Here is a 13,487-nt window from a genome sequence, read left to right on the forward strand (position 1 = left end):
CGCCGGCGCGGATTCTTTATGAAGGAAAAATTGCATTTAGGGGCGCATTCGGCCCTCGACAGGCCCCGGGCCGGGCCGGAACCTTCCCTCCAACCCCCGGGCCCGGTGCCCGCATCCCCCTCCCCTCCCCCCGCCCTTCCCTGACAAGGTGCCCTCGTGAATGTCATCCGCCGCTGCCTGGCCCCGGCCGTCCTGTTCGCCGCCCTGGCCCTCGCCCCCCTGCGCGCCCAGGATCCCCCCACCCTCCTCCCCACCGGAAGCGGCGACCCCCTCTGGTGGGACACGTTCATCAGCTGCGTGGACGCCCTCGAGCGCTTCACGGGCCCGCGCCTGCCGGAATGGGTGGTGCGCACGGCCCCCCTCTCGTACCGCTCCCGCCGCCCCCTGTACGACCGGGAGGGCCATCCCCTGCCCGATGGCGCGGGTGGCCAGGCCACGGAGCCCTGCCACCAGAGCGGCCGCTACTTCCTGCCTCCCGCCTGGCGAGTGGGCCGCGGGGCCGCCCTGCCCCTGGTGATCTACAACCATGCGACCACGCTGGCCAAGGACCAGGTGCCCTCCACGTTCCAGGGCCACGAATGGATCTTCGGGGCCGCGGCCGCCGCCTACTACGGGTTCGCCGTCGTCATGCCCGACCAGCCGGGCATGGGCGGCGACGCCGTGGCCACCCACCCCTACCTGCACGCCCGGTCCCTGGGGCACGCGGTGGTGGACGCCATCGGGGCCGCGCGGGACGCCCTCGCGACCGACCCCTATGCCCGCACCCACGGCTACGCGTGGGACGGGCGCGTCTTCCTGATCGGCTACTCCGAGGGGGGCTTCGCGAGCCTCGCCGCCGCCAAGGAACTGGAGGCCCGGAAGGCGGAATTCGGCGGAGAAGCGGATTTCCTGCTCGCGGGCACGGCGTGCCTGGCGGCCCCCGTGGACCTGCCGGGGGCGGTGCGCCGGATGGTGCTCGAACCCTCCCGCCCCTTCAGCCATCCGTTCTTCCTGCCCTACCTGGTGATCGCCTGGCACGAGGTCTACGGCCCGGTGATGGATCCCCTGGAGGTGCTCGCCCCGCGTCTCCTGGAATCCCGCACGGACGGCAACATCCTCCAGTGGATGGACGGCACCCGGGGCGGCGACGCGGCCGACATGCGCATCGCCCAGCGCATGGGGGCAGCCCCCTGCCAGGTGGTCCTGCGCACGCTCCTATCCCCCGCCTGGGTGGCCCGCAACCTGGAGGAGCCGGGCTACGCCACCAGCCCCTTCCGGGCCGTCCTGGAGGAGAACGACGTGTCCGGGGGCTGGGCGCCGACCCGGCCCCTCTTCTTCGGCCAGAGCCTGGATGACCAGGAGGTCCCCCCCGCCATCGCCCAGCGGGCCCTCGATCGCTTCAGCGAGGCGATCCGCGCCGAGGGCCGGGACCCCGACCGGCTCCTGTCCTTCAAGGCCGTGGCCGCCGAAGGCTCCGGCGTGGACCATGTGAAAGGCACGATCCTGGCCCTGCCGGCCGCCTTCGACTGGATTCACCGCGGAGGTCCGCCCGTGGGGCGACCGCCTACTGCACGTCGCTGACCCGCCCCTTGAGGAAGGTCACCTTCAGGTCCTTGTCCGGGTAGGTGTAGATCAGCTTGGTTCCGAGCTCCACGCGGGTCTGGGGCTTGCCGAGCACGGCCTCCACCTCGGCGGGGGTCATGCCGAGGGTGATGGTGTTCGAGCGCGGGGCGCTGGCGGATTCCTGGATGATCTCCTGCTCGGAGCTGTTGGCGTCCTTGACGGCGCGGTTGAGCTCGTCCACGGCGTCCGAATCCGGGCGGAGGTCGTCGGAGAAGGGCGCGGCGGTGCTGCCGAAGGCCTGGGGAGGCAGGGGGGCGAGGCCCCCGCCCCGCTCGGACTGCAGCTTTTCCAGCCCCTGGTCCACGATGGCCTGCATGTGGTTCTGCATCTCCTGCAGGTCCAGGGTCCGGATGGAGACGACGCACCCGCGGGGGCAGCGGCCCCGGCTGGACAGGATGCTCACCTCGGCCCACTCGGAGCCGGGGGCGGGGGGGGCCACGAGCTGGACCACGTCCCCTTCGGACAGGGGGCATTCCCGGGAGCCGTCGTAGGTCATGACGTCCGCGTTCACCAGGAAGACCCGGGGGCCGCCCTTGGAGAAGAGGGCCGGCGGCTCCGAGCCCAGGTCATCCGCCTGGGCCGCGCGGGCCTGGTCCATCTGGCGGCGGACCTCCTCGGCGATGGCTTCCTTCACCTCGGGGCTCATGGCCGTCGAGGTGTCGTACACCACGGGGGGCGCGCTGACGGTGGCGTTCTGGGACAGGTAGGCGGCCTCCAGGGTGGTGGCGATCAGGAAGTCCGTGAGCCAGAAGGCGGGGCTGACGTAGGTCGGATACGGGGTCCAGTAGCCGCCGTAGTAGGTGTACCAGGGCCGGCCGTACCAGCCCCAGCGGTAGGTGACGGGGCGGGACCAGGGGGTGTAGCACCAGGTGTAGAAGGCGGGCCGGTAGTGGCGCACGGGCACGTAGATGGGATAGACGCGGCCCCCGTAGCTCCAGGGGCGGTACACGCGGGGCCGCGCGACCCCGTTGAACACGTAGGTGCGCTGGATCAGGGTCTGCCCGTGGTAGTGCCAGGGGCGCTGGATGTAGCCGCTCCGGCCCGTGGCGTTGGCGATGACGACGGCGCCGCCGGGGCGCGCGACCTCCACCCGCCGGACCCCGTTGGGGGAATGGTAGATGAGGGCGCCGCCGGGGGTGCGCACCTCGCGGATGGCGCCGGTGGGCGTGCGGTGGATCTCGCCGCCCCGGGGTGTGTGGACGACGACCCGGTCCCCGCCGCGGCCGGGGCCGGGCCGGGAGCCGTCCCGACGGGAGTCGGGGGCTGGGCGGAACTCAGGACGACCGGGCTGACCGGGGGCGGGCCGATCGGTCTGCGGCTGGGGCGTCGGACGGACCTGGGGAGGCGCCGGGTTGGGCGTCTCGGTTCGCCCCCCGGGCGCGGGGCGCAGGGGCGAGGTGGAGGGGGCCGGCGTGTCCGGCCGGGGTGCGGGCCTTCCAGCGGCCGGCGACTCGGGCCGGGCGGGCTGGACGGGCCGGAAGGTCTCCTCCTTGCGGGTCTCCGGCCGGGCCGGGTCGGCCTGGTGCTCCTGGCGGACGAAGGTGCCGGGCTTGGGGGGCTCCTCGCGGCGGCCTTCGGGCCGGGGCGTGGGGGGCGCGTCCCGCCGTGGGGCTTCCTGGCGGGGGGCTTCCGGACGCGGGGCTTCCTGACGCGGGGCCTCCCGGCGGGGCGCCTCCTGGCGCGGGGCTTCCTGGCGGGGGGCCTCCCGGCGCGGGGCTTCCTGGCGCGGGGCCTCCCGGCGCGGCGCCTCCTGACGGGGAGCGGGCGCTTCGCGCTTCTCTTCCTTCTTGTCCTTGTCCCGGTCGGCGGCGAAGACGGCGGGGCCCTGGGCGGCCAGCAGCAGCGTGAGGAGCGCGGCCCCGGCCCGGACGCATCGGTTCGAGGTCAACCAGTGGGGTGCCATATCCGTCCTCCAGGCGCGGGCGCAGGGGTGGTCCATGCCAAGGGGCTGCCCGACGCCTTGATTGTCCTCCAATGCCGGGAATTGGCAACCCGTGGGTCGCCATCAGGCGCGCCTCCGCAGGGTCAGGGTGAACCCGGTCACGTACACGAAGGCCGCGAAGGGGACGAGGAAGGCCCACCGCACGGCCAGCAGGTCCGTGAGGCGGCCCATGAGCAGGGGCAGCAGGGCCCCGCCCACGTTGGCCATCACCGCCAGGCCCGAGACCTCGGAGGCCCGGTCGGGGCGGCGCTCCAGGAGGATGCTGAAGAGGCAGGGCCAGATGTTGGAGAAGGTGATGCCGCAGAGGACGACGCAGGCGATCACCACGGTCTTCGTGCCCAGCATGAGCCCCGCAAGGGCGGCGAGGCCCGTGAGGGCGCAGGCGAGGAGGAAGGTGCGGGTGGACATCCAGGTGAGGGCCAGGGTGCCCAGGAGGCGGCCGACCCCCTGGCTCACCCAGAAGAGCCCCTGGCCGTACGTGATGGCCTCCTTGCGGATATCCAGGCCGAAGGTCAGCCACAGGTGGCTGGCGAGGAAATTGTTCATGCCCATCTCGGAGCCTGAGAACAGGAAGATGCCCAGGAAGGCGGCCAGGAGCGAGGGCACGCCCAGGAGGGACAGGGTGTCCCGGAGCCTCGCCGGCCGCTCCGGCGCCGATTCGGGCAGGTCCACCCAGGTCACCATCGCCCAGATGAGGAGGGAGAGTACGGCGAACACGGGGAACACCGCCCGCCAGGAGAAGCCCATCCACACGAGGAGGGCCAGGGCGTAGGGTCCCGCGATGGAACCCAGGCTCTTGAAGAACTGGGCGAAGGTGAGGTTGCGCGAATAGCGGGCGGGCTCGGTCACGTCCCGCAGGAGGGGGTTCCCCGCGACGAGCAGGAAGGTCATCCCCGCGCCGATGGCGAAGATGGCGGCCAGGAGGTGCACGTACCGGGAGAGGACGAAGGTGGGCAGCAGGTGGGCCGCGGCCGTGACGAGCAGGCCCGCCTGGAGGACCCGCTTCTTGCCGATGCGGGTGGCGAGCAGGCCGATGGGGAGGGCGCACAGGGCGAAGCCCAGGGCGCCGCAGAAGGGGATGAGGGCCCCCTGGGCGGCGCTGATCTGGAACACGTCCCGGCTGATGCCGAGGAAACTGCCGCGGAGGTCCCCGAACCCCATCGCGAAAAATGCCAGCAGCAGGGCGACGATCCGCAGCTTCATCCTGGACTCCTTCCGGGATGAGATGTCGGATGACGCCTGGGGGTTCGGGAGGGCGGCCGTCTGAATCAGGCGCGGACGGCGGCGAGCTCCTTCAGCATCTGGACGAGGACGTTGCCGGCCACGACGCGCCGGAAGTGGGCGCTGGCGCGGATATCGTCGATGGGGGCGATGTCGGCCTGGAGGGCGTCCCGGGCGGCCTCGAAGGGGAGGGCGTCCAGGGCGCGGCCGCGCAGGAGGGCCTCGGTCCCGGTAGCCCGGGCGGGCACCGGGGCGACGGCGCCCAGCCCGATCCGGAGATCGGCCAGGACCCGGCCTTCCAGGCGGGCGTAGGCGGCCAGGCAGACCTTGGAGATGGCCTGGGCCTGGCGGGTGCCGACCTTCCGGTAGAAGTGGTAGCCCATGCCCTCGGGCTTGGGGAGGCGGATGCGGGTGAGCAGCTCGGCCGGTCCCAGGTCCATGCGCTTGTAGCCCTGGTGGAAGTCCGCGTAGGGGATCCACCGCGCGCCCGCCGGGGAGGTGAGTTCCACCTCGGCCCCGTAGGCCAGGAGGGCCGGCGGCGTGTCGGCGGCGGGGCTGGCGTTGACGATGTTGCCGCCCAGGGTGCCCCGGTTCTGGATGGCCAGGGCGCCCGTCGCGCGGGCGCTCTTGACCAGGTTGGGGAAGCACTGGTGGACGACCCGCTGCTCCCGCAGTTCGCTGAAGGTCGTGAGGGCGCCCAGGGTCAGGCGGCCGGGCTCGTCCTGGACGCCCCGGAGTTCGAAGAGGCGGCTCAGGTCCAGGAACCGGCGGGCCTGGAGGCGCCCGGCGTTGAAGAGCACCATGAGGTCGGTGCCGCCGGCGAGGGGGGTCCAGGCGCCGGGTTCGGCGGCCAGGAGGTCCAGGGCCTCGGGCAGGGTGGCGGGCACCCGCACCTGGAAGTCGGGGAGGAAGGATCTCACGGCTGGCCCTCCTTCCGGGCGACGGCCTGGACCGCGTCCACGATCTTGGAATAGCCGGTGCAGCGGCAGAGGTTGCCGGCCAGTCCCTCCCGCACCTGCTCCTTGTCGGGGGCCGGGCAGCGCCGGACGAGGTCCTCGGCGGCGATGAGCATGCCGGGGGTGCAGAAGCCGCACTGGGCCGCGTTGTGGGCCAGGAAGGCGTCCTGCATGGGCGAGAGCCCGCCGCCGGCGGCGAGGCCCTCCACCGTGACCACCTCGGCGCCCTGGGCCTGGACGGCCGGGATGAGGCAGCTGTTCACGACGCGGCCGTCCAGCAGGACGGAACAGGCGCCGCACTCCCCTTCCCCGCAGCCCTCCTTGGTGCCGGTGAGGCCGAGGCCCTCCCGGAGCACGTCCAGGAGGCGGGCCATGGGGTGCGTGTCCAGGCTGCGGGCCTGGCCGTTGACGGTGAAATCGAGTCGGAAGGTCTCAGGCATGGCGGGCCTCCTCCAGGCGCTGAAGAATCCGTTCGGGCGTCATGGGCACCTCGTCGAGCCGCAGGTCCCCCAGGGCCTCCCGCAGGGCGTTGGCGATCGCCGGGGCGGGGCCGTCCATGGGGAGTTCCCCGATGCCCTTGGCGCCGCCGGGCCCGAAGGGGTTGCCCGCCTCCAGGAAGGCCACGCGGATGTGGGGCAGGTCGGCGGCGGTGGGGATGATGTAGTTGGTGAGCTGGTTGTTGACCATCCGGCCCTCCCGGAAGGTCACGTCCTCCCACAGGGCCCAGCCGATGCCCTGGGCGACGCCGCCCTGGATCTGGCCGGTGGCGAGGGTGGGATTGACCACCCGCCCCACCTCCTGGACGGCGGCGAAGTCCTCCACCTTCACCTCGAAGGTGGTGAGGTCCACGGCCACGGCGGCCGCGTAGCAGGCCCAGGAGTAGTTGGGGTAGGCGTCGCCGCGGTAGGTCTTGTCGTCCCAGGCGGCCTCGGGATTCGCCTTGAACTGGCCGTAGGCCTTGAGGGAACCCAGCTTCGCGCGGGCGGCGGCGACCGCCGCCCTGAACTGGGCGGGGGTGTAGGGCTCGGCCAGGAACCCGCCCTGGAGGAGGGCCAGGCGGAGGCCCCGGGCGGCGTCCTCGAGGATCTTCCCGACCACCATCGTGCTGCGGGAGGCCACGGTGGGGCCGCTGTTGGGCACGAAGCGGGTGTCCACCTCGGCCATCTCCACCAGGTCCACCGGCAGCCCGAGGGTCTCGGCGACGATCTGGCAGAACACGGTGTTCTTGCCCTGGCCCATTTCGGTGGAGGCCGCGAGCACGGCGACGGTGCCGTCCTCCCGGCCCTCGACGCCGGCGACGGAGGCCATGTGGGCCTCGCCGCTGCCGGTGAAGCCGCACCCGTGCATGAAGACGGAGAGCCCGACGCCCCGCTTGATGGGGTCGTCCCAGGCGTTGCGCACCCGGTAGGCCTTCTGGAGGTCCCTGAAGGCGATCTCCTCCATGGCGCGGTCCATCAGGCCCGCCAGGTCCAGGTCGTCCTTGATGACCTGGCCGGTGGCCATGGTGTCGCCCTTGCGCAGGAAGTTGAGCCGGCGGAGGTCCACGGGATCCAGGCCCATCTCGCGGGCGCAGTGGTCCATGTGCCGCTCGATGGCGAAGAGGCTCTGGGGGGCGCCGAAGCCGCGGAAGGCGCCGCAGGGCGGCGTGTTCGTCGCGACGGCCCGGGCCAGGACCCGGACGTCGCCGCACCGGTAGGGCCCGCAGGCGTGGATCGCCCCGCGGCTCAGCACCACGGGCGAGAGGGTGGTGAAGGCGCCGCCGTCCAGCACGAAGTCGATGTCCATGGCCACGAGCCGCCCCTCGGCGTCGAAGCCGGTGCGCACGCGGGTGCGGGAGGGGTGCCGCTTCGTGGTGGCGGCCATGTCCTCCTCGCGGTCGTAGGCGATCTTGACGGGGCGCCCGGCCTTCAGGGCCAGCAGGGCCGCGTGGCCCGCGATCACGGAGGGGAAGTCCTCCTTGCCGCCGAAGCCGCCGCCCATCTCCAGGGCGACGACCCGGACCCGCTCCGCGGGCAGGCCGAAGAGCTGGATGAGGGCGTCGTGGACGTAGTAGGGGCACTGCAGGGAGCCGGAGACCGTCACCTCGCGTCCCGCAGGGCCCTCCTCCACCGTGCCGATCATGGCGTTGGGCTCCAGGTAGAGCTGCTCCTGGGCGCCGGTGCGGTACTCGCCCTCGAAGACCCGGGCCGCGCGCGCCATGGCGGCGTCCGCATCCCCCTTGGTGATGAGGATCTCCTTGAGGACATTGCGCTCCCCGTGGATCACGGGGTCGCAGGCGAGGCTGGCGGGGATGTCCAGGACCGCGGGCAATTCATCCACCTCGAGGCGGACGAGGCCCCGGGCCTTCTCGGCCACCTGGCGGTCCGGGTGGGCCAGGAGGACCACGGCCTGCTCGGGATGGGAGATCGTGCCGCCCACCTCCACCAGGAAGGGCTGATCGTCGTGGATGGACGCCACGATGTTCCGGCCGGGGATGTCGGCCGCGGTGGCCACCGTGATCTCGTCCCAGGGCACGCCGTCCAGGAAGGTGAAGCCGCGGAGCACGCCCCGCGCGCACCGGGTCCGGACCGTCACGCCGTGGAGCGCGCCGGGCAGGTCGAGATCGTCCGTATACTTGGCCGTTCCAAGCACCTTGGCCCGGCCCTCCTTGCGGATGGTGGAAGCGCCGATCACGCCGGCCCCCTTCGGTTTGTCGTTGTCAAAGTCTTCGTAATCACGGGTTCCAGTATGTAGCGGCGGGCCGAGGGGGCCAACCCCCTCGGGCCCGCCAGGTTCAAGAAACGATTATTACTTCTTCGGCAGGGTGGAAGCCACGCCCTGGACGTAGTAATCCATGGCGCCCAGCTCGGCGTCCGTCATGTGCTTGCCCTTGGCCACCCGCTCCTTGCCGTCCTGGCTGACGACAGGACCAGCGAACGGATGCAGCTTGCCGGAGGCGATCTCCTTCTCCTTGGCGAGCACCAGCTTCTTGACGTCCTCGGGCACGGCCTTGTTCAGGGGCGCGAGCTTGATCATCCCCTCCTTGAAGCCGCCCCAGACGTTGGTGCCCTTCCAGGTGCCCGCGAGGACTTCCTTGACGGTGCGGGTGTAGAACTCGCCCCAGTGGTGGGTGGTGCCGGTGAGCTGGGCGGTGGGGCCGTACTTGGCCATGTCGGAGTGGTAGGAGAAGGCGTAGACGTTCTTGTTCTCCTTGTGCTTCTCTTCCGCGGCCTGGACGACGGCGGTTGAATCGGTGTGGTGGGTCACCATGTCGGCGCCCTGGCTGATGAGGGTGAGGGCGGCCTCGCGCTCCTTGCCGGGATCGAACCAGGAGTTGACCCAGATCACGCGGACCTCGGCCTTGGGGTTGACGCTGCGCATGCCCTGGGTGAAGGCGTTGATGCCCTGCATGACCTCGGGGATGGGGAAGGCCGCGACGTAGCCGGCGACGTTGGACTTGGTCATCTTGCCGGCGATGACGCCGCACAGGTAGCGTCCCTCGTAGAACCGGGCGTTGTAGATGCCGAAGTTCTTGCCGGTCTTGTAGCCCGTGGCGTGGAAGAAGAACCGGTCGGGGAAGGCCCGGGAGACCTTCTCGGTGGGGTTCATGTAGCCGAAGGACGTGGTGAAGACGATCTTGGCGCCGCCGGTGACCAGCTGGCGGATGACGCGCTCCGCGTCGGCCCCTTCCGGCACGTTCTCGATGAACTTGGTGGTGACCTGGCCGCCGAGGGCCCGCTCCATCTCCTTCCGGCCGAGGTCGTGCTGGTAGGTCCAGCCCGCGTCCCCGACGGGGGACACGTACACGAACCCCACCTGGGCGGGGGGCGCGGCCGCCAGGGCGGCGGAGGCGGCGAGGACAGTGAGGACGGTGTTCCGGGCTTTCATGGTGACCTCCAGGAAAGGGGGGTTGGGGCCGCGGGGCGCGGCGGGTCGGGTCAAGCTTCCGGACTGAAGGGCTGGCCGAGGGAGGCCGGCGAGTTGAGGCGGATGGTGGCGCGGTTGTGGCTGATGAGCACGAGGACGATGATCGTCGCCGCGTAGGGGAGGGCGGAGAGGAACTGGGAGGGCACGCTGAGGTGCATGCCCGAGCCCTGGACGAACATCTGGGTGATCATGGCGCCGCCGAAGAGGTAGGCCCCCACCAGGACCCGGGCCGGGCGCCAGGTGGCGAACACGACGAGGGCGAGGGAGATCCAGCCGCGGCCGGCCACCATGCCCTCCACCCAGAGGGGGGTGTAGAAGACGGAGAGGAACGCGCCCCCGATCCCGGCCATGGCGCCGCCGAAGAGCACCGCCATGTAGCGGATGCGCACCACCTTGTAGCCCACCGCGTGGGCCGCGGCCGGCGCCTCGCCCACGGCCCGGAGCACGAGGCCCGTCCGGCTCCGGTACAGGAACCAGGCCACGGCGGCCAGCAGGATCCAGGAGAAGTAGACGAGGGCCTGGTGCTCGAAGAACGCGTGGCCGAGCACGGGAATCCGGTGCAGGAGCGGGATGTCCCAGGTGGCGCGGCTGGGCAGGGCCTGGGACTCGTACGGCTTGCCGATGAAGGCCGACAGGCCCACCCCGAAGATGGAGAGGGCCAGGCCCGAGGCCACCTGGTTGGCCATGAAGGTGAGGGAGGCCACGGCGAAGATCAGGGACATGGCCATGCCGGCGCCCAGGCCCGCCAGGACCCCGAGGAGGGGGCTGCCGGTGTGCAGGGTGACCGCGAAGGCGGCCACGGCGCCCATGCTCATGATGCCTTCGGCGCCCAGGTTGAGGACCCCGGACTTCTCGGTGACGAGCTCGCCCAGGGCCGTGATGACCAGGGGGGTTCCCGCCACCACGGTGGCGAAGAGGATGGAGGAGAGGAGGCTCGGTTGCATGGCGTGCCCCTATTTCTTCCAGCGGAGGCGGTGGGTGATGAACACGTCGGAGCAGAGCAGGAAGAACAGCAGGAGCCCCTGGAACACCTTGGAGATCGAGTAGGGGAGGGCCAGGTACTGCTGGGCCTGCTCCCCGCCCATGTAGAGCAGGGCCATGAGGAGCCCGGAGAGGAAGATGCCGGCCGGCTCCAGGCGTCCCACGAAGGCGACGATCATGGCGGCGAATCCGTACCCCGGCGAGATGTGCTCCGTGATCTGCCCGACCGGACCGGCCACCTCGCTCACCCCGGCGATGCCGGCCATGGCGCCGCCGGCCAGCATGCCGATCCACACCGTCCGCCTTGCGGAAAAGCCCGCGTAGCGGCCGGCGTTCTCCGCCTGCCCGGCCACCTTCATCTGGTACCCCGCGAAGCTGCGGTTCATGAAGATCCACCCGGCCACCAGGGCCCCGATGGCGATGAAGAGGGCCGCGTTCAGGCGGGTCCCCTGGAGGATGATGGGCAGGATCGCCTTCTCGTGGAACAGCCGGGTCTGGGGGAAGTTGAAACCGTCGGGGTCCATCCAGGGGCCGTGGACGAGCCAGGACACCAGCAGTTCGGCGATGTAGACGAGCATCAGGCTGGTGAGGATCTCGTTGGCGTTGAAGCGGGTCTTCAGGAAGGCGGGAATGGCCGCCCAGACCATGCCGCCCAGGGCGCCCGCCGCGATCATGGACGGGAGCAGGAGGGGGCTCGCGCTCCCGTGGAAATGCAGGGCCAGCCCGCCCCCGGCCACGGCGCCCATGAGCAGCTGCCCCTCGGCGCCGATGTTCCAGATGTTCCCGCGGAAGCCCACCGCCAGGCCCACCGCGCAGAGCATGAGGGGCGTGGCCTTCAGGAAGAGCTCGGCGATGCCATACTTGTCCTGGATGGGGTTGAGGAAGAAGACCTTGAACCCCTCCGTGGGGCTCTTGCCCAGGAGGTGGAAGAGGATCATGCCCGACGCCACCATCAGGGCCACCGCCAGCAGCGGGGACAGGTAGCGCATGGCGCGGGAGGGTTCGGGACGCTGTTCGAACTTAAGCCACATGGGAACCCTCGCCGCCGGCCGTCTCGGCCCCGGGCCACAGCCCGCTCATCCACATGCCCACCTCCTCCACCCCGGTCTCGGAGGTCGCCTTCGCCGGGGAGAGCCGCCCCTTGGCGATCACCACGAGCCGGTCGCAGATCTCGAACAGCTCGTCGAGCTCCTCGGAGATGACCAGCACCGCCGTTCCCGATTCCCGGAGCGCCAGCAGCTGCTTCCGGATGAAGGAGGCGGCGCCCACGTCCACGCCCCAGGTGGGCTGGGCGAGGACGAGCACCTTGGGCTCCTGGAGGATCTCCCGGCCCACGATGAACTTCTGGAGGTTGCCGCCCGAGAGGGACTTGGCCTCCGAGGCCGGTCCGCCGCACTTCACGTCGAACAGGCGGATGCAGTCCTCGGCGAAGGCCCTGGCCGCCTTCCGCCGGATCATCCCGAAGCGGAGCATGCTGCGGCGGTAGGCCGTCAGGAGGATGTTCTCGGTCAGGCTCAGGCGGGGAACCGCGCCCCGGCCCAGGCGCTCCTCCGGGACGAAGCAGAGGCCCAGGGCGCGCCGGCGGGCCGCGTTCATGCGCCCCGCGGGCACCCCGCAGACCTGGATCCAGCGCCGGTCCGCCACGGGCTCCTCGCCCGAGATGGCCTTGAGGAGTTCCTGCTGGCCGTTGCCGGAGACGCCTGCGATGCCCACGATCTCGCCCGCGCGGACCTCCAGGTTCACGTCCTTCAGGTCCACCCCGAAGGGGTCCTCCGACTTCAGGGAGAGGCCGTCGATGCGGAGGCGGACGTCCCGGCCCTCCTCGGGCTCGCCGTGGCTGAAGGTGGGGATGTCCTCCCCGATCATCAGGCGGGCCATGGACTTGGGGGTCTCCTGGGAGGGCACGCAGTGGCCCGTGACCCGGCCGTTCCGGAGCACCGTCGCCGTGTGGCAGAGCTCCTGGATCTCGTCCAGCTTGTGGCTGATGTAGAGGATGCTGACCCCCTCCGAGGCCAGCTGCCGCAGGGTCTCGAAGAGGCGCCGGACCGCCTGGGGCGTCAGCACGGAGGTGGGCTCGTCCAGGATGAGGAGGCGGGGATTCTGGAGGAGGCAGCGGATGATCTCCACCCGCTGGCGCTCGCCGACGCTCAGCGCGTGCACCAGGCGCCGGGGATCCACCGGGAGGCCGTACCGCTCCGAGATCTCCTCGATGCGCCGGGAGAGGCCCTTCAGGTCCAGCTTGCCGGGAATGGCGAGGGCGACGTTCTGGGCCACCGTCAGCGTCTCGAAGAGGCTGAAGTGCTGGAAGACCATGCCGATGCCCAGGGACCGGGCGTGGGCGGGATCGCGGACGGTGACCGGGCGGCCCTCCCAGAGGAGCTCGCCTTCGTCCGGCCGGGTGACCCCGTAGATGATCTTCATGAGCGTGGATTTCCCGGCGCCGTTCTCGCCCAGGACGGCCCGGATCTCGCCCGGCAGGATGGTCAGGTCGACGCCGTCGTTGGCGACCACCGAGGGGTAGACCTTGCGGACTCCCCGGATGGCGAGGCGTGGTGTGGCTGGGGCCGGCGTGGTCATGGCTGAGTCCGTTCGGGCCTTGTCTGTTTCATTCATGAAGCCGCCGGAGGCCAGAGGAACCCCAAGCAGCGGGACGGATCGCTGTTGAAAAGTGTAACGGGTGAATGTTGCGATCAGACCGTTAACCGACCAGGACCTCAGATCGGCGAGCGGAACAGGCGGAGAAAGAAACCATGGACTGGATATGGGAATGAGGATAAACAAAAAAGCGACCATGATGTCAAATTTTTTTCACTCCCCTGGAACTCCCCCTTCCGCCTGAGCGCAAGTCCAGCGATCATCCCAGTTGGCCATTTTCCACC

General features: G+C 70.9%; 10 protein-coding genes. 1 reads left to right on the forward strand and 9 read right to left on the reverse strand.

Annotated elements, in window-relative coordinates; all coding sequences use genetic code 11:
- Positions 1-156: 156 nt before the first annotated feature.
- Entirely contained in the window at positions 157-1,560 is a 1,404-nt protein-coding gene (locus R2J75_RS14640; protein ID WP_243329973.1) for a lipase family protein, read from the forward strand.
- Here R2J75_RS14640 and R2J75_RS14645 read toward each other — a convergent pair.
- The 9 genes from R2J75_RS14645 to R2J75_RS14685 form a co-directional block, all read right to left on the reverse strand.
- On the reverse strand, positions 1,544-3,505 hold the full coding sequence (locus tag R2J75_RS14645) for a hypothetical protein (protein ID WP_316410467.1): 1,962 nt from the start codon (positions 3,503-3,505) through the stop codon (positions 1,544-1,546). The genes R2J75_RS14640 and R2J75_RS14645 overlap by 17 nt on opposite strands.
- 102 nt (positions 3,506-3,607) lie before the next feature.
- Positions 3,608-4,747, reverse strand: a complete 1,140-nt coding sequence (locus R2J75_RS14650) for an MFS transporter (RefSeq protein ID WP_316410468.1) — start codon at positions 4,745-4,747, stop codon at positions 3,608-3,610.
- 65 nt (positions 4,748-4,812) lie between these two features.
- Positions 4,813-5,685, reverse strand: coding sequence for an FAD binding domain-containing protein (locus R2J75_RS14655; RefSeq protein WP_243345908.1), 873 nt, complete (start codon positions 5,683-5,685; stop codon positions 4,813-4,815).
- Positions 5,682-6,161: a (2Fe-2S)-binding protein gene (locus R2J75_RS14660; RefSeq protein ID WP_243345907.1), complete on the reverse strand. Its 480-nt coding sequence runs from the start codon at positions 6,159-6,161 to the stop codon at positions 5,682-5,684. Before R2J75_RS14660 ends, R2J75_RS14655 begins: the two co-directional genes overlap by 4 nt.
- Positions 6,154-8,394 (reverse strand): xanthine dehydrogenase family protein molybdopterin-binding subunit, encoded by a 2,241-nt coding sequence (locus R2J75_RS14665; protein ID WP_316410469.1) that lies wholly within the window; start codon positions 8,392-8,394, stop codon positions 6,154-6,156. Before R2J75_RS14665 ends, R2J75_RS14660 begins: the two co-directional genes overlap by 8 nt.
- Before the next feature lie 114 nt (positions 8,395-8,508).
- Complete coding sequence (locus R2J75_RS14670; RefSeq protein ID WP_243329959.1) at positions 8,509-9,588, reverse strand: BMP family ABC transporter substrate-binding protein; 1,080 nt, start codon at positions 9,586-9,588, stop codon at positions 8,509-8,511.
- Positions 9,589-9,638: 50 nt separating this feature from the next.
- Positions 9,639-10,571, reverse strand: coding sequence for an ABC transporter permease (locus R2J75_RS14675; RefSeq protein WP_243329958.1), 933 nt, complete (start codon positions 10,569-10,571; stop codon positions 9,639-9,641).
- Between the two features lie 9 nt (positions 10,572-10,580).
- Positions 10,581-11,639 (reverse strand): ABC transporter permease, encoded by a 1,059-nt coding sequence (locus tag R2J75_RS14680; RefSeq protein ID WP_243329956.1) that lies wholly within the window; start codon positions 11,637-11,639, stop codon positions 10,581-10,583.
- Positions 11,629-13,185 (reverse strand): ABC transporter ATP-binding protein, encoded by a 1,557-nt coding sequence (locus R2J75_RS14685; protein ID WP_243345904.1) that lies wholly within the window; start codon positions 13,183-13,185, stop codon positions 11,629-11,631. The genes R2J75_RS14680 and R2J75_RS14685 overlap by 11 nt, the downstream gene beginning before the upstream one ends.
- Positions 13,186-13,487: the final 302 nt, after the last annotated feature.

Origin of the sequence: Mesoterricola sediminis, from assembly GCF_030295425.1 — a bacterium.
In the GTDB taxonomy this organism is placed as follows: domain Bacteria; phylum Acidobacteriota; class Holophagae; order Holophagales; family Holophagaceae; genus Mesoterricola; species Mesoterricola sediminis.

What these genes read in the sequence shown, in the direction of transcription:
- R2J75_RS14685 (WP_243345904.1), bottom strand. Translation starts at nt 13,185, where the DNA reads ATGACCACGCCGGCCCCAGCCACACCACGCCTCGCCATCCGGGGAGTC.
- R2J75_RS14670 (WP_243329959.1), bottom strand. Translation starts at nt 9,588, where the DNA reads ATGAAAGCCCGGAACACCGTCCTCACTGTCCTCGCCGCCTCCGCCGCC.
- R2J75_RS14650 (WP_316410468.1), bottom strand. Translation starts at nt 4,747, where the DNA reads ATGAAGCTGCGGATCGTCGCCCTGCTGCTGGCATTTTTCGCGATGGGG.
- R2J75_RS14675 (WP_243329958.1), bottom strand. Translation starts at nt 10,571, where the DNA reads ATGCAACCGAGCCTCCTCTCCTCCATCCTCTTCGCCACCGTGGTGGCG.
- R2J75_RS14660 (WP_243345907.1), bottom strand. Translation starts at nt 6,161, where the DNA reads ATGCCTGAGACCTTCCGACTCGATTTCACCGTCAACGGCCAGGCCCGC.
- R2J75_RS14680 (WP_243329956.1), bottom strand. Translation starts at nt 11,639, where the DNA reads ATGTGGCTTAAGTTCGAACAGCGTCCCGAACCCTCCCGCGCCATGCGC.
- R2J75_RS14645 (WP_316410467.1), bottom strand. Translation starts at nt 3,505, where the DNA reads ATGGCACCCCACTGGTTGACCTCGAACCGATGCGTCCGGGCCGGGGCC.